The organism is Nonomuraea sp. NPDC049028, assembly GCF_043197735.1.
In the GTDB taxonomy this organism is placed as follows: domain Bacteria; phylum Actinomycetota; class Actinomycetes; order Streptosporangiales; family Streptosporangiaceae; genus Nonomuraea.
This window is the reverse complement of the sequence record NZ_JBICTR010000008.1, coordinates 335176-350774: the sequence shown is the minus strand read 5'-3', so window position 1 is coordinate 350774 and position 15599 is coordinate 335176. Positions and strand designations below refer to the sequence as shown.

At 68.3% G+C, this 15599-nt stretch carries 19 protein-coding genes; 13 read left to right on the top strand and 6 right to left on the bottom strand.

What is annotated here, in order from left to right; translation table 11 throughout:
• Nucleotides 1-42: 42 nt before the first annotated feature.
• From mshA to ACGFJ2_RS32080, 3 genes are all read left to right on the top strand, one after another.
• Nucleotides 43-1281 (top strand): D-inositol-3-phosphate glycosyltransferase, encoded by a 1239-nt coding sequence (gene mshA / locus ACGFJ2_RS32090; RefSeq protein ID WP_357958294.1) that lies wholly within the window; start codon nucleotides 43-45, stop codon nucleotides 1279-1281.
• A 26-nt stretch (nucleotides 1282-1307) separates the two neighbouring features.
• The gene (locus ACGFJ2_RS32085; protein WP_393474610.1) at nucleotides 1308-1796 is read left to right on the top strand and encodes a YbjN domain-containing protein; all 489 of its coding nucleotides are present in this window, start codon (nucleotides 1308-1310) and stop codon (nucleotides 1794-1796) included.
• A gap of 105 nt (nucleotides 1797-1901) precedes the next feature.
• Nucleotides 1902-2645, top strand: coding sequence for a phosphoglyceromutase (locus ACGFJ2_RS32080; RefSeq protein WP_357958063.1), 744 nt, complete (start codon nucleotides 1902-1904; stop codon nucleotides 2643-2645).
• A 47-nt stretch (nucleotides 2646-2692) separates the two neighbouring features.
• Here the strand turns inward: ACGFJ2_RS32080 and phoU are convergent, their stop codons facing one another.
• Nucleotides 2693-3343 (bottom strand): phosphate signaling complex protein PhoU, encoded by a 651-nt coding sequence (gene phoU, locus ACGFJ2_RS32075; RefSeq protein WP_357958061.1) that lies wholly within the window; start codon nucleotides 3341-3343, stop codon nucleotides 2693-2695.
• Nucleotides 3344-3475: 132 nt separating this feature from the next.
• Between phoU and ACGFJ2_RS32070 the strand changes: the two genes are divergently transcribed.
• Nucleotides 3476-4645, top strand: a complete 1170-nt coding sequence (locus ACGFJ2_RS32070) for an ATP-binding protein (RefSeq protein WP_364013273.1) — start codon at nucleotides 3476-3478, stop codon at nucleotides 4643-4645.
• Entirely contained in the window at nucleotides 4642-5334 is a 693-nt protein-coding gene (locus ACGFJ2_RS32065; RefSeq protein WP_225294233.1) for a response regulator transcription factor, read from the top strand. The genes ACGFJ2_RS32070 and ACGFJ2_RS32065 overlap by 4 nt, the downstream gene beginning before the upstream one ends.
• A gap of 60 nt (nucleotides 5335-5394) precedes the next feature.
• On the opposite strand, the gene ACGFJ2_RS32060 is transcribed toward ACGFJ2_RS32065, so the two are convergent.
• Nucleotides 5395-5976 (bottom strand): copper chaperone PCu(A)C, encoded by a 582-nt coding sequence (locus ACGFJ2_RS32060; protein ID WP_357958057.1) that lies wholly within the window; start codon nucleotides 5974-5976, stop codon nucleotides 5395-5397.
• A 241-nt stretch (nucleotides 5977-6217) separates the two neighbouring features.
• Here ACGFJ2_RS32060 and ACGFJ2_RS32055 point away from each other — a divergent pair, with 241 nt between their 5' ends.
• The 4 genes from ACGFJ2_RS32055 (at nucleotide 6218) to ACGFJ2_RS32040 (ending at nucleotide 8060) form a co-directional block, all read left to right on the top strand.
• The gene (locus ACGFJ2_RS32055; RefSeq protein WP_043624891.1) at nucleotides 6218-6700 is read left to right on the top strand and encodes a CarD family transcriptional regulator; all 483 of its coding nucleotides are present in this window, start codon (nucleotides 6218-6220) and stop codon (nucleotides 6698-6700) included.
• A 17-nt stretch (nucleotides 6701-6717) separates the two neighbouring features.
• Nucleotides 6718-7173, top strand: a complete 456-nt coding sequence (ispF, locus tag ACGFJ2_RS32050) for a 2-C-methyl-D-erythritol 2,4-cyclodiphosphate synthase (protein WP_357958055.1) — start codon at nucleotides 6718-6720, stop codon at nucleotides 7171-7173.
• Nucleotides 7174-7402: 229 nt separating this feature from the next.
• Entirely contained in the window at nucleotides 7403-7690 is a 288-nt protein-coding gene (locus ACGFJ2_RS32045) for a GlsB/YeaQ/YmgE family stress response membrane protein (protein WP_357958053.1), read from the top strand.
• A gap of 94 nt (nucleotides 7691-7784) precedes the next feature.
• Complete coding sequence (locus ACGFJ2_RS32040) at nucleotides 7785-8060, top strand: GlsB/YeaQ/YmgE family stress response membrane protein (RefSeq protein ID WP_225294225.1); 276 nt, start codon at nucleotides 7785-7787, stop codon at nucleotides 8058-8060.
• Nucleotides 8061-8188: 128 nt separating this feature from the next.
• Here the strand turns inward: ACGFJ2_RS32040 and ACGFJ2_RS32035 are convergent, their stop codons facing one another.
• Nucleotides 8189-9907 (bottom strand): DUF2637 domain-containing protein, encoded by a 1719-nt coding sequence (locus ACGFJ2_RS32035; RefSeq protein WP_393474603.1) that lies wholly within the window; start codon nucleotides 9905-9907, stop codon nucleotides 8189-8191.
• A gap of 58 nt (nucleotides 9908-9965) precedes the next feature.
• Between ACGFJ2_RS32035 and ACGFJ2_RS32030 the strand changes: the two genes are divergently transcribed.
• Nucleotides 9966-10352 carry a PPOX class F420-dependent oxidoreductase gene (locus tag ACGFJ2_RS32030; RefSeq protein WP_357958049.1) on the top strand — a complete coding sequence of 129 codons (387 nt, stop codon included), beginning with the start codon at nucleotides 9966-9968 and terminating at the stop codon, nucleotides 10350-10352.
• Between the two features lie 43 nt (nucleotides 10353-10395).
• Nucleotides 10396-11787 (top strand): cysteine--tRNA ligase, encoded by a 1392-nt coding sequence (gene cysS, locus ACGFJ2_RS32025; RefSeq protein ID WP_357958047.1) that lies wholly within the window; start codon nucleotides 10396-10398, stop codon nucleotides 11785-11787.
• A 257-nt stretch (nucleotides 11788-12044) separates the two neighbouring features.
• Here cysS and ACGFJ2_RS32020 read toward each other — a convergent pair whose 3' ends face one another.
• The 3 genes from ACGFJ2_RS32020 to ACGFJ2_RS32010 all read right to left on the bottom strand — a co-directional run bounded on the left by ACGFJ2_RS32020 (nucleotide 12045) and on the right by ACGFJ2_RS32010 (nucleotide 13527).
• On the bottom strand, nucleotides 12045-12710 hold the full coding sequence (locus ACGFJ2_RS32020) for a tetratricopeptide repeat protein (protein ID WP_393474599.1): 666 nt from the start codon (nucleotides 12708-12710) through the stop codon (nucleotides 12045-12047).
• Between the two features lie 82 nt (nucleotides 12711-12792).
• The gene (locus tag ACGFJ2_RS32015; protein WP_358205344.1) at nucleotides 12793-12948 is read right to left on the bottom strand and encodes a transposase; all 156 of its coding nucleotides are present in this window, start codon (nucleotides 12946-12948) and stop codon (nucleotides 12793-12795) included.
• Nucleotides 12949-13092: 144 nt separating this feature from the next.
• Entirely contained in the window at nucleotides 13093-13527 is a 435-nt protein-coding gene (locus ACGFJ2_RS32010; RefSeq protein WP_357958042.1) for an organic hydroperoxide resistance protein, read from the bottom strand.
• Between the two features lie 30 nt (nucleotides 13528-13557).
• Here ACGFJ2_RS32010 and ACGFJ2_RS32005 point away from each other — a divergent pair, with 30 nt between their 5' ends.
• Together ACGFJ2_RS32005 and ACGFJ2_RS32000 are read left to right on the top strand one after the other, a co-directional pair.
• Complete coding sequence (locus ACGFJ2_RS32005) at nucleotides 13558-14739, top strand: LLM class flavin-dependent oxidoreductase (protein ID WP_393475085.1); 1182 nt, start codon at nucleotides 13558-13560, stop codon at nucleotides 14737-14739.
• The gene (locus ACGFJ2_RS32000; RefSeq protein ID WP_393474594.1) at nucleotides 14736-15551 is read left to right on the top strand and encodes an alpha/beta fold hydrolase; all 816 of its coding nucleotides are present in this window, start codon (nucleotides 14736-14738) and stop codon (nucleotides 15549-15551) included. Before ACGFJ2_RS32005 ends, ACGFJ2_RS32000 begins: the two co-directional genes overlap by 4 nt.
• Nucleotides 15552-15599 lie beyond the last annotated feature (48 nt).

The following is a 15599-nucleotide window of genomic DNA, read 5'->3' as shown; positions in this document are numbered from 1 at the left end:
CGGGTGAGGCGACGACGGGTCAACCGGGTCGCGACCATCAGCATGCACACGTCTCCCCTGGAACAGCCCGGCACGGGCGACGCCGGCGGGATGAACGTGTACATCGTCGAATCGGCGAAGCGGCTGGCCGAGTCCGGCGTCGAGGTGGAGATCTTCACCCGGGCCACTGGACGTGACCTGCCACCGGTAGCCGACCTCGCCCCCGGTGTCATGGTCCGCCACCTGACCGCCGGACCGTACGAGGAGCTGACCAGGGCCGACCTGCCCGGCCAGCTCTGCGCGTTCCTGTCCGGCGTGCTGCGGACCGAGGCGATGTACGACCCCGGCCGCTATGACGTCATCCACTCGCACTACTGGCTGTCCGGCCAGGTCGGCTGGCTGGCCAAGGAGCGCTGGGGCGTGCCCCTGGTGCACACCATGCACACCATGGCCAAGGTGAAGAACCTGCTGCTGGCCCAGAACGACCAGCCCGAGCCGCAGGCCCGCGTGGTGGGTGAGCAGCAGGTCGTGGAGATCGCCGACCGGCTCGTGGCCAACACCGCCGACGAGGCGAACGAGCTCATGGAGCTGTACGGGGCGCAGGAGGAACGCGTCGCGGTGGTGAACCCGGGTGTCAACCTCACGGTCTTCCAGCCCGCTTCACAGGGAGCCTCCCGGCGCCGTCTCGGGCTGCCGCAGAACGCCCACGTCCTGCTGTTCGTGGGCCGGATCCAGCCGCTGAAGGCGCCCGACGTGCTGCTGCGCGCCGCCTCGCGGATGCTCATCGACGACCCTTCGCTGCGTGACCGCCTGGTCGTCGCGTGCGTGGGCGGCCCGTCGGGCAACGGCCTGGCCAGGCCGTCCCTCCTCGCCGAGCTCGCCGCCGAGCTGGGCATCTCCGACGTCGTCCGGCTCGTGCCGCCCGCGCCGCAGCACGAGCTGGCCGACTGGTACCGCGCGGCCGACGTGACCGTCGTGCCGTCCTACAGCGAGTCGTTCGGCCTGGTCGCCCTGGAGTCGCAGGCGTGCGGCACCCCCGTCGCGGCGGCCGCCGTGGGCGGGCTGCGTACGGCCGTACAGGATGGCGTGTCGGGTGTGCTCGTGGACGGCCATGACTCGCACGAGTGGGCACGTGCGCTGCGCCGGTTCGTCACCGCGCCGGCCTGGCGCGACGGCCTGTCGATCGGCGCCCGTGAGCACGCGGCGGCGTTCGGCTGGCAGGCCACGTCGTCGCGGCTGATGGAGGTCTACGCGGACGCCGTCGCCGACCTGCACCGGCTCCCGGTCGCCGTCATCTCATAGGCTGCCTGTTCCGTAGGCTGTACGACATGCGCGAAGTCGTAGAAAGCGCGCTCAAGGCAGCGGACGTGTCCTTTGACGAGCCGCGGCCGGGGGCGTTCCTGGTGAAGCTGCCCGGGCAGCACAAACTCGCCACGATGACGTGGTTGATCATCGGCGATCAGGCGCTGCACGTCGAGGCGTTCTTCTGCCGCCAGCCCGACGAGAACCACACCGAGTTCTACAAATGGCTGCTCGCCAAGAACGGCGGCATGTACGGCGTCCACTTCTCCGTCGACAGCGTCGGCGACGTCTACCTCGTCGGCCGGGTGCCGCTCACGGCGATCACGGAAGAGGAGATCGACCGGCTGCTCGGCTGCGTGCTGACCTATTCGGACGACTGGTTCGACCGGGCTCTGGAGCTCGGCTTCGCCTCGTCGATCAGGCGTGAGTGGGCCTGGCGCGCCAAACGGGGTGAGTCGCTGGCCAACCTCCAGGCGTTCGCCCGCTTCGCTGATCCGGCGCGGACCGACACCTGACCGGTCCGGCGCGGACCGAGGGCTTCCCGGGTCCGGCGCGGACCGAGGGCTTCCCGGGTGGTCCGGCGCGGACCGGCGGCTGACGCCCGCCATAGGATTGCCCGCATGGCGACTTTGGTGCTGCTACGGCACGGCGAGAGTGACTGGAACGCGAAAGGCCTGTTCACCGGATGGGTGGACGTGAGCCTCTCGGCCAAGGGCGAGGACGAGGCCCGCCGGGGCGGCAGGCTCCTGGTGGAGGCCGGGGTCCGCCCCGATGTGGTGCACACCAGCCTGCTCACCAGGGCCATCCAGACGGCCCAGCTCTCCCTCGGCGAGGCCGACCTGCTCTGGCTGCCCGTCAAGCGCTCGTGGCGGCTCAACGAGCGCCATTACGGCGCCCTCCAGGGCAAGAACAAGGCGCAGACCCGTGAGGAGTTCGGCGACGAGCAGTTCATGCTCTGGCGGCGTTCCTTCGACGTCCCGCCGCCCCCGATCGCCGACGGCGACGAATACTCCCAGGCGGGTGACCCGCGCTACGCCCTGCTGCCGCCCGAGCTCATGCCGCGCACCGAGTGCCTCAAGGACGTCGTCGACCGCATGCTGCCCTACTGGTACGACGAGATCGTCCCGGATCTCGCGGCCGGGCGCACCGTGCTGGTGGCGGCGCACGGCAACTCGCTGCGGGCGCTGGTCAAGCACCTCGACGGCATCCCCGACGAGGAGATCGCCGGGCTCAACATCCCCACGGGCATTCCGCTGCGCTACGAGCTGGACGCCGAGTTCAAGCCGCTCCAGCGCGGCGGCGAATACCTCGACCCGGAGGCCGCGAAGGCGGCGATCGAGGCGGTCGCCAACCAGGGCCGCTGAACGCCGACGGCGGGGCGCACCGTGCGCCCCGCCGTCATCGGCTCAGGTCAGCTCGGTGTCGGGCGGGAGCCCGTCACCAGGTAGACGACGTCACCGGCCACATTGACCGCGTGGTCGGCGTAGCGCTCGTAGTAGCGGCCGATCAGCGTGATGTCGATCGCCGGCTCCACGCCGTGCGGCCAGTCCTTGGCCAGGATGTTCCTGAACAGCCGCCGGTGCAGCTTGTCCATGGCGTCGTCGTCGGCCTCCAGCTCCAGCGCCGACTCCACGTCGTGCGAGGCGATGCAGCCGCCGGCCTTCGTGACCAGGGTCTCGGCGATCTGGCCCATCTGCACGATCGTGGGCCGTACCTCCGCCGGGATGGCCGTCTCGGGGTGGCGCAGCCGCGCGACCTTGGCCACGTGCACCGCCAGGTCGCCCATGCGCTCCAGGTCCGTGCCCATCCGCAGGGCCGTGATGACCATCCGAAGGTCCACGGCCACCGGCTGCTGCCTGGCCATCAGCTCGAAGATGGACGCCTCGAGCTGCTCGAACGTCGCGTTCACCTCCGCGTCTCTGGAGATCACGCTCTCCGCGAGCTGGAGGTCGGAGTCGAGCAGGGCCGTGGTGGCACTGGAAATGGCCGAGCGGACCAGTCTGGTCATCTCGACCAGCTTGTCAGTCAGGGAATCGAGTTCTTCATGGTACGCGTCGCGCATGCCGTCACCGTACGTCGCTCTTGATGAACGAACTCCTACCGCGAGATGAACTTTCCCGGAAAGAGCCGTTCATCCCCAGGTGGAAGGGCTGTCACTTGAAGAAGGCCACCTACCATCGAAAGCATGAGTGAGATGGCCATGAGCTTGACGGCCCTGGCGGGGTTCGTCGTGGGAGCGCTGGCGGTCCTGTTCTACCGCAACCAGATCGAGTCCTCGAACAGGGCCGCGACGGCCGGCGACCAGGAGACCGGCGCCTTGCCGCAGGGTGTCGCCTCGGTGCTGGCCGTGCTTCCCTCGTCCGCCGTCGTGCTCGACGCGCACGACCGCGTGCTGCGGGCCAGCTCGGCCGCCCGCGCGTTCGGGCTGGTCAAGGGCGATCGGCTGATGGCCGCCGAGCTTCTCGCCCTGGCCCGGCAGGTACGCCGGGACGGCGAGATCCGCGAGAGCGAGATCGACGTCGCGGGGCACAAGTTCGGCCAGGAGATCACGAACTTCGCGGTCCGGGTGGCCCCGCTCGGCTCGCACGGCCAGGTGCTGGTGCTCGCCGAGGACCAGACCGAGCGGCGCAGGGTCGAGGCCGTCCGCCGCGACTTCGTGGCGAACGTCAGCCACGAGCTCAAGACCCCCGTCGGCGCGCTGAGCCTGCTCGCCGAGACCATCCAGGACGCCGCGGACGATCCCGAGGCCGTCACCAGGTTCGCCGGGCGCATGCAGCACGAGGCCGCCCGGCTCAACTACCTCGTGCAGGACCTGATCACGTTGAGCCGGATCCAGGGCGCCGAGCCCATCCCCACCCCCGGCCAGGTCTCGATCGACGAATCCATCCACGACGCCATAGACCACTGCAACACCAGAGCCATCGCCAAGGACATCACGCTCGTCACCGGCGGCACGGAGGGCCTGCGCATCTGGGGGGATGACGAACTGCTCGTCACCGCCCTGCGCAACCTCATCGACAACGCCGTCGCCTACAGCCCCGAACACACCCGGGTCGTCGTCAGCGTCAGACCGGCCGGCGACTCCGTCGAGATCAGCGTCAGCGACCAGGGCATCGGCATTCCAGAAGAGTCGCTGGAGCGCATCTTCGAACGCTTCTTCCGCGTCGACGCGGCCAGGTCCCGGGCGACCGGCGGCACCGGGCTCGGCCTCGCGATCGTCAAGCACGTCGCCGCGGCGCACGCCGGCGAGGTCTCCGTCTGGAGCAAGGAAGGCTCCGGCTCCACATTCACGCTGCGGCTGCCCGCATTCGGCGGCACCGCGGTGGTCGTACCACCCCCGAACACCCTGGAGGCCGCAAAATGACCCGAGTTCTCGTGGTCGAGGATGAAGAGTCATTCTCCGACGCCTTGTCGTACATGCTCCGCAAAGAAGGCTTCGAGGTCTCCGTCGCGGCGACCGGGCCGGAGGCGCTCGACACGTTCGACCGGAGCGGCGCCGACCTGGTGCTGCTCGACCTGATGCTGCCCGGACTGCCGGGCACCGAGGTATGCCGCTCGCTGCGGCAGCGCTCCAAGGTGCCGGTCATCATGCTGACCGCCAAGGACAGCGAGATCGACAAGGTCGTGGGCCTGGAGTTGGGCGCCGACGACTACGTCACCAAGCCGTTCTCCTCGCGCGAGCTCGTCGCCCGCATCCGCGCCGTACTGCGCCGCCAGGGCGACGCGGTGGAGGAGCTGGAGTCCGCGGTGCTGGCGGTGGGTCCCGTGCGCATGGACGTCGACAGGCACGTGGTGGCCGTACGCGGTGACCAGGTGCAGCTGCCGCTGAAGGAGTTCGAGCTCCTGGAGGTGCTGCTGCGCAACGCCGGGCGGGTGCTCACCCGGGGGCAGCTCATCGACCGGGTGTGGGGCGCCGACTATGTGGGAGACACCAAGACGCTCGACGTTCACGTCAAGCGGCTGCGCGCCAAGATCGAATCAGACCCGTCCAACCCGCGCTGCATTCTGACCGTGCGCGGGCTGGGCTACAAGTTCGACGCGCTGGAGAGCTGACAGAGTTAAGCCCCGGTTCGGCACGTACCTCTTGTGCCGGACCGGGGCTTTCTCTTGGGGTCAGTGCTCCCCTTCGGCCGCGGCGGTGGCCGAGGGCGTAGGCGTCGGCGCGGCGGTCGCGTTGGGCGCCGGCGGGTAGTCCTTGAACTCGCGGCTGCGCGTGACCACAGGGACGTTCATGGACACGATCCCGGCGTTGGCGAACTGGAGGTCCAGCCGGATGCTCTCGCCGCCCCTGAGGCCCTTGGAGATGCCCTCCAGCATGATCTGCGGGCTCGGCTTGCCGGTGTTGACGAGCTGGTTGCTCGGCAGCTGGATCGGCGTGGTCACCTTCGCGGTGGCCATGGTGCCGGCGTTGACCGCCGTGAGCGTGTCAGGGGCGCCGTTGGTGTTGAGGATGTTCAGGTAGACCGGGGCGGAGCCGCCGTAGACGAGTTGTGCGCCGGAGTCGGGGCCGAGGATGAACGCCTGGGGGATGTGGATGCCATGCGTGCCGTAGTTCTTGGCCTGATCGAAGAGGACTCCGGCCTCATTGGGGGCGTACGGCTTGTTGGTGTCTGCGTCGAATCCAGCCGAACAGCCGGCGAGCACGGGGGCGGCCAGGAACGCGGCAGCGGCGACAATCCAGCGACGGCGGGTCACGAGCGGGTTCTCCTAGGGTCTTGCGCATGCATGTCGGGCAGCGCCCACCATATCCACCCGAATCCATGGTCATATCCGCACCCCTGCAGGTCATTAGCTATGCGCGCATATGCGATTCATAGAGTTGACGCCTTGTCAACCCCCAATATGCCGCTTTGACCTGCAGTTATGATGATTTCACTGTTCCGGGAGCCTGTGGATGCGTGGTACTCTGGAGTACAGCGGAAGGGGTACTTGTCACATGACTTTCCAGGTCGGCGACACTGTCGTCTACCCCCACCATGGGGCTGCTCGGATCGAAGCAATCACGAAGCGATCCATCAAGGGTGAGGAAAAGACCTACCTGGTGCTCAAGGTCGACAAGGGCGACCTTACCGTCCAGGTGCCAGCAGAAAACGCAGAACTCGTCGGCGTGCGCGATGTTGTCGGCCAGGAAGGCCTAGAGCGGGTTTTCGATGTTCTTCGGATGCCGCACACCGAGGAACCGACCAACTGGTCCCGGCGCTATAAGGCCAATCTGGAGAAGCTCGCGTCCGGCGATGTCAACAAGGTCGCCGAGGTGGTCCGGGACCTGTGGCGGAGGGACCGCGAGCGCGGCCTGTCCGCCGGTGAGAAGCGCATGCTCGCCAAGGCCCGTCAGATCTTGGTGAGTGAGCTGGCCCTCGCCGAGAAGACCAATGAGGACAAGGCGGAGGCCTTGCTCGACGAGGTTCTCAACTCCTGAACACGAAGCTTCCACGGGTGGGCGTCGGGGTCGACGTCCACCCGTTCGTTTCAGGGCGAGACCTGCATCTCGCCGGCCTGCACTGGCCGGGCGAGGTCGGGCTCGCGGGCCACTCCGACGGCGATGCCGCCGCGCACGCGGCTTGCGACGCGCTGCTGTCCGCCGCCGGGCTCGGCGATCTCGGTGGCCTGTTCGGCACCGCCGACCCGCGCTGGGCGGGCGCCTCGGGTGTCACGCTGCTGGAGGAGACCGCGCGCCAGGTACGTTCCGCGGGCTTCGAGATCGGCAATGTCGCGGTCCAGATCATCGGTAACCGGCCCAAGCTCGCGCCGCGCCGTACGGAGGCCGAGAAGGCGCTCAGCGCCGCTCTGGGGGCGCCTGTGAGCCTCAGCGCGACCACTACGGACGGGCTGGGGCTGACCGGGCGGGGCGAAGGGGTCGCGGCCATCGCGACGGCACTCGTTGTCTCTTAGTTCTGTTCGTCGTTCAAGGCGGTTCGTCAACCTTTACTGGCACTGCGGCGTCTTCTTACGGGATCCGTTGAGGGTATCCCGGCGGGCGCTGCCTCCGGCCCGCCGAGCGAACGGGGGCGGCGGTCCGTTACTGGCGCGGTACGGATCGCCGCCTTCCCGAGGGTACTTTCCCGATATGTCGGGTAAGTCCTTCTGAAGACATGTGGAACGTCTTCGGGGGGAGCTACACATGATCGGCGCGATTGTTTCCGCAGTCGTCATCGGCGCCATTGTCGGGGCACTGGCCCGGTTGATAGTGCCCGGTAAGCAGAACATGTCCATCGGCCTGACGCTGATCGTCGGCATCGTGGCGGCTCTGCTCGGCACGCTCATCGCTCAGGCGTTCGGCTGGGCCGACACCCGGGGCATCGACTGGCTGGAGCACATCATCCAACTCGCCCTGGCCGTCATCGGGGTCCTCATCGTAGCCAGGGTGAGCGCCGGAAAAACCGGCCGAACCGGAGGAACGCCGATCTGACCTGGCGTTTCCCAGCACCTACGCATATTCGCGCGTGGCCGGGTACTGATCTCCCTCGAGAGTGAACGGCTCACCCTCACTGGGAGGTTTGGTCATGACAATCCAGTCCATCCTTGGCGCCATCGTGATCGGCGCCGTGATCGGCGCCCTCGGTCGTCTGCTGCTTCCCGGCAGGCAGGCCATCGGGTGGATCCTCACCATCGTCGTCGGTATCGTCGCCGCCCTTGTGGGCACGCTCATCGCGCAGGTGCTCGGCGTCGCCACCACCAATGGCATCGACTGGATCGAACTCGTCATGCAGGTCGTTCTGGCCATTGTGGGTGTCGGGCTCGTGGCAGGGCTGCGGCGGGGCAGTGGTAGGAGCGTTTAGACGATGGCTTAGGCAGTTCCGCGACTGTGCCGAACCCCCTTCGGCGCGGAACGGTACGCGAAGACCCGCCCGGTACTTACACCGGGCGGGTCTTCTGCTGCGCTGGGCGGGACTTCTGCTGGGCCCGCTCAGTCCTCGGGTGGGAGGGGGGTGCTGCGGAGCCGGCCCGAGGGGGCGTCGTCTTCTACGACCGGGTGAGGAGCGGTGTCCTCAAGGGCGCGGTCCTGGAGTGAGCGGGTACGGGCGGTGGCGGACTCGGCGGGGTCGGCGACTTCCGGGCCGTGGTCGGGGTCGGGGTTGTGCCCCGCTTCGGCCTGTTCGGCGGCTTCGGCGGTTTCAGCGGCTTTGGCAGGTCTGGCGCGGGGAGGTGCGGCTGGGATGTCGCTGAAGACCCGGACCGGTTGGGTGTCGGTGTCCCGGTCGGTGACGACGGGGGTGCGGGGGTGGACGAGGACGTCGGTCGGCTTGACCCGATCGCCCCAGCGCACCGGACGCTTCTGCTCGTTGCCCGCCTCCGGGGTCGGCTGTGGCTCGGCGCTCGGCTCAGGGGCTGACACGGGCTCAGAGGCTGACACGGGCTCGGAGGCTGACACGGGCTCAGAGGTCGGCACGGGCTCAGAGGTCGGCACGGGCTTGGGAGCCGGCTCAGGAGCCGGGATTGGCTCGGGCTCTGGGGATGGCTCGGGTTCCGGGACAGGCAGGGCCGGTGCCGTGTCTTGGGGCTCTTCGTCGGCGGGTTCCTGAGCACGCTTGCGCAGGCCACGGCGGAGCTTCGCCGTCCGCTCGGGCGTGTCGGCGACTTGCGGCTCGGTCCGATCGCCCGGCGCGGTACGTCCGCTGGACTCGGTACGTCCGCCGGACTCAGTGCGCCCGCCGGGCTCGGGGCGTCCGTCGGGCTCGGGTTGTACGTCGGGCTCGGGTTGTACGTCGGGCTCAGTGTGGACGCCCGGCTCAGCGCTGGCACCTCGCTCGGTGCGTCCGCCGGGCTCATCGCGTACATCTAGCTCGGCGTGTCCGCCGGGTTCACCACGTCCGCCTGGCTCCGTCCGTCCGTCCGAGTGGATACGGAGGCCCGCCTCCGACTCTGACTCCGGGTCGCGCTCTGACCGGTGGGCCCACTCGAGCCTGGGTTTCGGCTCTTGGGCCTTCTCCGGCTGGTTGGGCCACTCGGCGGTCGGTTCCGGGCTGCGTAGCGGCAGATTTGTCGGTTCGGCGTCCGCATCCTGTGCGGGGGCGGCGGGCCAGTGGGTCACGCGGGCGGAGATGGGCGGGGTTTCCGGGGCGGGCGTGGGACCGATGACCGGGGTGGTCTCCAGCACGGGGTGGTGCAGCGGCTTGGTCAGCGGCGGCGGGTCCTCGGCGGGGCGGTTTCGGTGGAAGGGCACGATGTCCTGCTCCGCCGTACCGTCGTCATCGTCGTCTGTGGACGCCCTGCGGGCCTGGACGTGCTTGATGAGCAGCAACCACAGCCAGAGGGCGATCGCCAGCATGATCCACGGGGCGACCGCCACCCCCACCGCGAGAGGCCGTACGTCGAGCTGGACCTGGAGCGCCGTCGCGGCGTTCGACGCGGCGGCGGCCACGATGAGCAGGACCAGCACGACCGCCGCCTGGGCGCGTACCAGCAGGCGGGTCGAGCGCAGCAGGAGGACGCCGATCAGCGCGACGACCAGGAGCGCGTCGAAGCCAGCCGGATAGAGGAAGGCGAGGTCGGGTCGGGATTCGCCGCGGATGGCCAGCGCCCGCAGGTCGTCGAAGGAGAGCACGCAGGCGACTGCCGTCAGGCCGGCCACCGCGAGACCGGCGAGGGCGATGCCCAGGCGTCGGAGCGTAGAAGGGGGAGTCACGTCCATGGCGGTTCGAGCCTACAGAAGAATGGGGGGCAGGACCGATCAAGGGAGATACATGACCGAGCTCTCAGGGGACGTGCGCGAGCTGTTCGACGGGCCCAATTACGCGACGGTGACCAGCATCAATCCCGACGGCGGACCTCAGTCGACAGTCGTGTGGGTGCGTACGGACGGCGACGACGTCCTCTTCTCCACCGCCAAGGGGCGGCGCAAGCCGCGCAACTTCGAGCGCGACCCCCGGGCCAGCCTGCTCGTCATCGACCCGGCGAACCCCTACCGCTACGCCGAGGTCCGTGGTCGCGTGACCATGGAGGAGGACCCCGCGGGCGACCTCATCCAGGAGCTCTCGCTGAAGTACACCGGTAAGCCCTGGGAGGACAAGCCAGGAGTCGAGCGGCTAATTGTCCGCATAAGCCCAGAGAAGGTCATCATGCGTGCGTGATTAAAGGACCTGTGATGTCGGCTTAGGCGTTAGCCTTTCTTTCGTGAGCCTGCACATCTACGACACCAGCGCACGCGCCATCCGCGAATTCGTTCCGGTCGAAGCCGGCCGGGCGTCGATCTACCTGTGTGGGGCGACCGTGCAGGCTCCCCCGCACGTCGGGCACATCCGCTCGGGCGTCAACTTCGACGTGCTGCGCCGCTGGCTCATGCGTTCCGGATATGACGTGACGTTCTGCCGCAACGTCACGGACATCGACGACAAGATCATCCGGGTGGCCGCCGAAGAGGACGTCCCCTGGTTCACGGTCGCCGAGCGCAACCAGCGCGCCTTCACTTGGGCGTACGACACTCTCGGCTGCCTGCCCCCGACCGTCGAGCCCCGCGCGACCGGTCACGTGCCCGAGATGATCGTCCTGATGCAGCGGCTCATCGACCGCGGCCACGCCTACGCGTCGGGCGGCGACGTCTACTTCGACGTCGTCTCCTACGAGGACCGCTACGGCACGCTGTCCAACCAGAAGCTGGCCAACATGCGTGCGGCGGCCGACACCGACGACGAGTCGTGCAAGCGCGACCCGCGCGACTTCGCCCTCTGGAAGGGCGCCAAGCCCGGCGAGCCGACCTGGCCGACCCCGTGGGGCCTCGGCCGTCCCGGCTGGCACCTGGAGTGCTCGGCGATGGCCACCAAATACCTCGGGCCGGTGTTCGACATCCACGGTGGCGGGCTCGACCTGATCTTCCCGCACCACGAAAACGAGCTCGCCCAGTCCCAGGCGGCCGGAGACGACTTCTCCCACTACTGGATGCACAACGGCCTGGTCAAGATCGGCGCCGAGAAGATGAGCAAGTCGCTCGGCAACTCGCTGCTGATCCCGGAGATGGTGCAGAAGGTGCGCCCGGTGGAGCTGCGCTACTACCTCGCCGCACCGCACTACCGCTCGTCGATCGACTACTCGGAGGAGGCGCTGCGGGAGGCCGCGGCCGCCTACCAGCGCATCGAGGGCTTCGTGACCCGGGCCGCCGAAGTGATCCACGACGTCGATGCCGACGCTCCACTGCCGCAGGCGTTCAGCGACGCGCTCGACGACGACCTGGGCACCCCGCAGGCCCTCGCCGTCGTGCACGAGGTGGTCCGCGAGGGCAACGTGGCGCTGGCCAGGGGCGACAAGGAAGCGGTGGCACGCCTGCTGGCCGAGACCCAGAACATGCTCGACGTGCTGGGCCTCGACCCGCGCTCGGCGCAGTGGCGCTCGGCGAAGTCCGACCTCAAGCCGGTGGTCGACGCGCTGGTGGCCGTGGCGCTGGAGCAGCGTAAGGCTGCTCGGGCGCGTAGGGACTATGAGGCGGCTGACGCGATCAGGGACCAGCTGACGGCGGCGGGGATCACGGTGGAGGACACGCCGCACGGGGCTCGCTGGGAGCTGTCCCACTAGGATCCCGCCGTGGCCGACCCACTGGCTCCGGTAACCGGTCGGCGGTCACCGCACCCACAGGCTGCGGTGACCGCTCACGGCCTGTGGTCACCGCTCGCGGGGTGTGGTCACCCACAGGCTGCGGTGGCCGCTCACGGCTTGTGGTCACCGCTCACGGCCTGTGGTCACCCACAGGCTGCGGCGACCACCGCCCGCGGTGAGCCGCGAGCTTGTGTCATCGAAGGTTGAGCGGCTCAGGACCCTGTCAGGTCGTGGATCTAGCCCTGATCGGTGGCTGGCATCGTGATCTGCGTGCGCGCTTCCTCGACCTGACGCATGATGCGTTCGGCGCCGCAGTCCGCCGCGGTGGCGTACGCCTCCTCCGCCAGCGCCAGCGCGTCGCTAGTGCGGTTTTCCGCGGCAGCGATGTAGATCAGCCCGACCTGATTGGCCGCGACTCCAGCCAACAGCCCTATCTCACGGCGCAGCCGTATCGATTCCTCCAGCCGCTCCCGCGCGGCCTCCAACCGACCGGCAGAATGCTCCGCGATCCCAAGATGCCGAAGCACCTCGGACTGGGTGAACCGATCTCCGGCCTGCGTCGCCAATTCGTACGACTGCTCGAACAGCGGGATGGCCGTACGGGTGTCACCCCGTACGACCTGATGAAAACAGCCCACCCAGAACAGCGACTCGGCCAGGCCGGGTAGATCGCCGAGCATTCGATACAGCTGCGTCGCACGCTCGAACAAGGCCAACTCATGCGTGACCTCCTGCCGGTCTTCGAGAAACCGCGCGTGCAGGATCCGGCCCCGAGCCAAGGCAAGATCAGCCTCGACCTTGTCCAGCTCCCGCTCCGCTCCTGCCAGCCCAGCGGTCTCGCCGGCGTAGACAGCGCGTTCGTATGCCACCCTGGCCCGCTCGATACGTTCTTCCGCATGCATCCCGCTCACCCCGTCCCGGCGTCGACGACACGGTACATCGATAGCCGCCACAAGATCGAGCCGTGCGTCAAGCGAGACCGTGTCAGGCAATGGGCCCCCGCCAGGTGTAGATCGTCTGGGTGCTGATGTCCAAGTCGCGGGCCAACTCGGTAACCGTGCGGCCCGCTTCGAGTAATCCAGCACCTTGCGCCGGAACTCCGGCGGGTAGCCCCGTCGTCCCATGCCACTTTCCACTCATCAAGTGGCACAAGAACCCAGAAATCCACCTCCACCCAAGCCAGGGCACACCAGAGCCTCCACCCAACCCAGGGCAGCTCAGAGGTCGTTGCTCGGCGAGCCTGGCGTTGAGCTGGCACGTTGGACTCGTGGCTGCGTGTTCACCTCAGAGTGTGGAGCCATTCACTGACAGGGCGACGTCGATGTTGCCGCGTGTGGCGTTGGAGTACGGGCACACCTGGTGCGCGGTGCGCACCAGACCGGCGGCCTGCGCCGGGTCCTCGATCGAGGGCAGCGTGACGTCCAACTCGACCCCGAGCTTGAACGTGCCGTTGGCGTTCGGGATCAGCATGACCTTGGAGTCCACCGCCGCGTCCCCAGCCTCCAACCCCTGCCGTTGCCCGAGCATCGTCAGGACAGCGGAGAAGCAGGCGGCATAGCCGACCGCGAACAGCTGCTCCGGGTTCGTCCCATCACCATCGCCACCCAGTTCTTTCGGCTGGCGCAGGTTCACATCCAGCATCCCGTCGCTGGAGCGGCCGTGCCCGTGTACCCGGCCACCGGTCACCTGTGCCTGCGCGGTATAGAGCGGTTTCGTCATGTCGGAGTCCTTACCATCGTCTTCTTGAAAGTGAATCGTAGACTTCAAAAACAGGAAGTCAATGCTTTAAGATCCGATCGTGATCACTTCGCTGGAGGAACTATGACAAGCCCTCAGGTCGGCTATCTGCTGCCGACACGTGACTGGGTCGTTCTGGGAGATCGGGAGCCGTCCGCGCTGGTCGAGCAGGCGCGACTGGCTGAGAGCCTCGGCTTCGACTCCGTCTGGGCCGGCGACAGCCCGGTGACCCGGCACCGCGCGGATCCGCTGATGCTCCTGTCCGCGGTGGCCGCCACGACGGAACGGGTGACGCTCGGCACGGCCGTGCTCCTGCCCGCCTTGCGTCATCCGATCCTGCTGGCCCACCAACTGGCCACGCTGGACCGGATCGCCGACGGGCGCCTCATTGCCGGGATGGGCGCCGGATTCCCGCATCCGAACACCGAGGCACAGTTCGACGCGCTCGGCATCGCGTTCAAGCGCCGGGTCAGCCGTACCGAAGAGTCGATCGACGTGATGCGGCGCCTGTGGGCCGGCGGCGGGGCGGTGTCGTACCAGGGCGCGCATTTCGACTTCCAAGATGTGGTGCTGGAACCCAAGCCCGCGCAGGTCGGGGGGCCGCCGATCTGGCTGGCGGGAAGCGGCGCGGCAGCGCTGCGGCGCGTGGGACGACTGGCCGATGGGTGGTTGCCGTATCCACCGACAAGTGAGACGTACGCCCATGAATGGGGCGTGGTCCAGGAGGTGGCACGTCTGGGCGGTCGTGGGTCTGGTGAGGTGGCACGTCTGGGCGGTCCTGCGTCCGGCGAGGCGGCAGCTGTGGTGGAGCCTGCCGTGGGTGAGGTGGAACCTCTGGCGGGGTCTGCCTTGGGTGACGCGGACTCCCTGGTGGGGCCTGCTGCGGGTGAGGGAGTGCGCGTGATCACGCCTGCGCTGTACGCGACGGTCTGTCTCGATGATGACCCTGAGCGGGCGCGAGGCCGTCTGCGGACCAGTATTGAGCGCTACTACAACGCGCCGCTCGAGTTCATCGAGTCCATTCAGGCCACGTTCGCCGGATCCGCTGCCGATGCGGTCGATTGGTTGAACGCGTACGCCTCAGCCGGGGTGCGGCACGTGGTGATCCGGTTCGCCGTCGATGACCATCGCGCGGCCTTGGAGGAGTTCGCCGACCGGGTGCTGCCGCGGCTTCGCGCGGAGATCCGTCCATGACCACCTTTGTTCTGGTTTCCGGTGCTTGGCATGGTCCCTGGGCGTGGGATCGCGTCGTTCCCTTGCTCGAACGCGCGGGAGCGCGCACTGTCGTTCCTGACCTCGTGTACGGCCGTGACGTGGGTCTGCATGATCATGTGGCACAGGTCGTCGCCGCAATCGACGCTGCCGAAGCCGAGATCGGCGCCGACACCAAGGGCGCCGAGATCAAGGGCGCCGGAGCCGGGGTCGAGACCGAGGCTGGGGCTGGAGCCAGGGCCGGGGCTAGGGCTGGAGCCGAGACCAGGAGCCGTCGAGAGATCGATGTCCGCTCTGGCAGCGGTGTTGTGCTGGTTGGGCACAGTTACGGGGGCTTGGTGGTACGGCAGGCAGCCGACCTCCGCCCCGAACGCGTTGACCATGTGATCATGGTGGAAGGCTGGGCCGGGACGAACGGGGACAGCCTGCTCAGCCTTGCTCCCGAAGGGTTCGTGAAGTTCGTTCAGGCTTCGGCCGATGGCTGGCAGGTGCCCGCTCCCGCGCCGGCGCTCTTCGGCATCACCGATCCGGCCGACGCCGCGTGGCTTCAGGAGCGGTTGCGTCCGCAGCCGCTGCGTACCTTCACCGAAGGCACGCGCCTGACCGGGGCCGTCGATCGGATCCCTGGGACAGGGGCCTACTGCCGGCCGCAGACCTTCGCCTTCGACAGGTTCGCCGAGGCGGTCGGCTATCGAACCGTCGCGCTGGACGGGCCACATGATGTGCCGCTCACCGATCCGGGTGCTGTCACTGCCGTACTTCTGCGGGCTTGTGCCGGTGATTTCGCAGTGTGAGTGGTCGCCCTGATCCACGACGTACTCAACCGCGTCGCCCGCTCTTGA

Bases quoted from the DNA above. Each gene is read 5' to 3' on its own strand.
- mshA (WP_357958294.1), top strand. From the start codon at position 43: ATGCACACGTCTCCCCTGGAACAGCCCGGCACGGGCGACGCCGGCGGG.
- ACGFJ2_RS32085 (WP_393474610.1), top strand. From the start codon at position 1,308: ATGCGCGAAGTCGTAGAAAGCGCGCTCAAGGCAGCGGACGTGTCCTTT.
- ACGFJ2_RS32080 (WP_357958063.1), top strand. From the start codon at position 1,902: ATGGCGACTTTGGTGCTGCTACGGCACGGCGAGAGTGACTGGAACGCG.
- phoU (WP_357958061.1), bottom strand. From the start codon at position 3,343: ATGCGCGACGCGTACCATGAAGAACTCGATTCCCTGACTGACAAGCTG.
- ACGFJ2_RS32070 (WP_364013273.1), top strand. From the start codon at position 3,476: ATGGCCATGAGCTTGACGGCCCTGGCGGGGTTCGTCGTGGGAGCGCTG.
- ACGFJ2_RS32065 (WP_225294233.1), top strand. From the start codon at position 4,642: ATGACCCGAGTTCTCGTGGTCGAGGATGAAGAGTCATTCTCCGACGCC.
- ACGFJ2_RS32055 (WP_043624891.1), top strand. From the start codon at position 6,218: ATGACTTTCCAGGTCGGCGACACTGTCGTCTACCCCCACCATGGGGCT.
- ACGFJ2_RS32045 (WP_357958053.1), top strand. From the start codon at position 7,403: ATGATCGGCGCGATTGTTTCCGCAGTCGTCATCGGCGCCATTGTCGGG.
- ACGFJ2_RS32040 (WP_225294225.1), top strand. From the start codon at position 7,785: ATGACAATCCAGTCCATCCTTGGCGCCATCGTGATCGGCGCCGTGATC.
- ACGFJ2_RS32030 (WP_357958049.1), top strand. From the start codon at position 9,966: ATGACCGAGCTCTCAGGGGACGTGCGCGAGCTGTTCGACGGGCCCAAT.
- ACGFJ2_RS32020 (WP_393474599.1), bottom strand. From the start codon at position 12,710: ATGCATGCGGAAGAACGTATCGAGCGGGCCAGGGTGGCATACGAACGC.
- ACGFJ2_RS32015 (WP_358205344.1), bottom strand. From the start codon at position 12,948: ATGAGTGGAAAGTGGCATGGGACGACGGGGCTACCCGCCGGAGTTCCG.
- ACGFJ2_RS32010 (WP_357958042.1), bottom strand. From the start codon at position 13,527: ATGACGAAACCGCTCTATACCGCGCAGGCACAGGTGACCGGTGGCCGG.
- ACGFJ2_RS32000 (WP_393474594.1), top strand. From the start codon at position 14,736: ATGACCACCTTTGTTCTGGTTTCCGGTGCTTGGCATGGTCCCTGGGCG.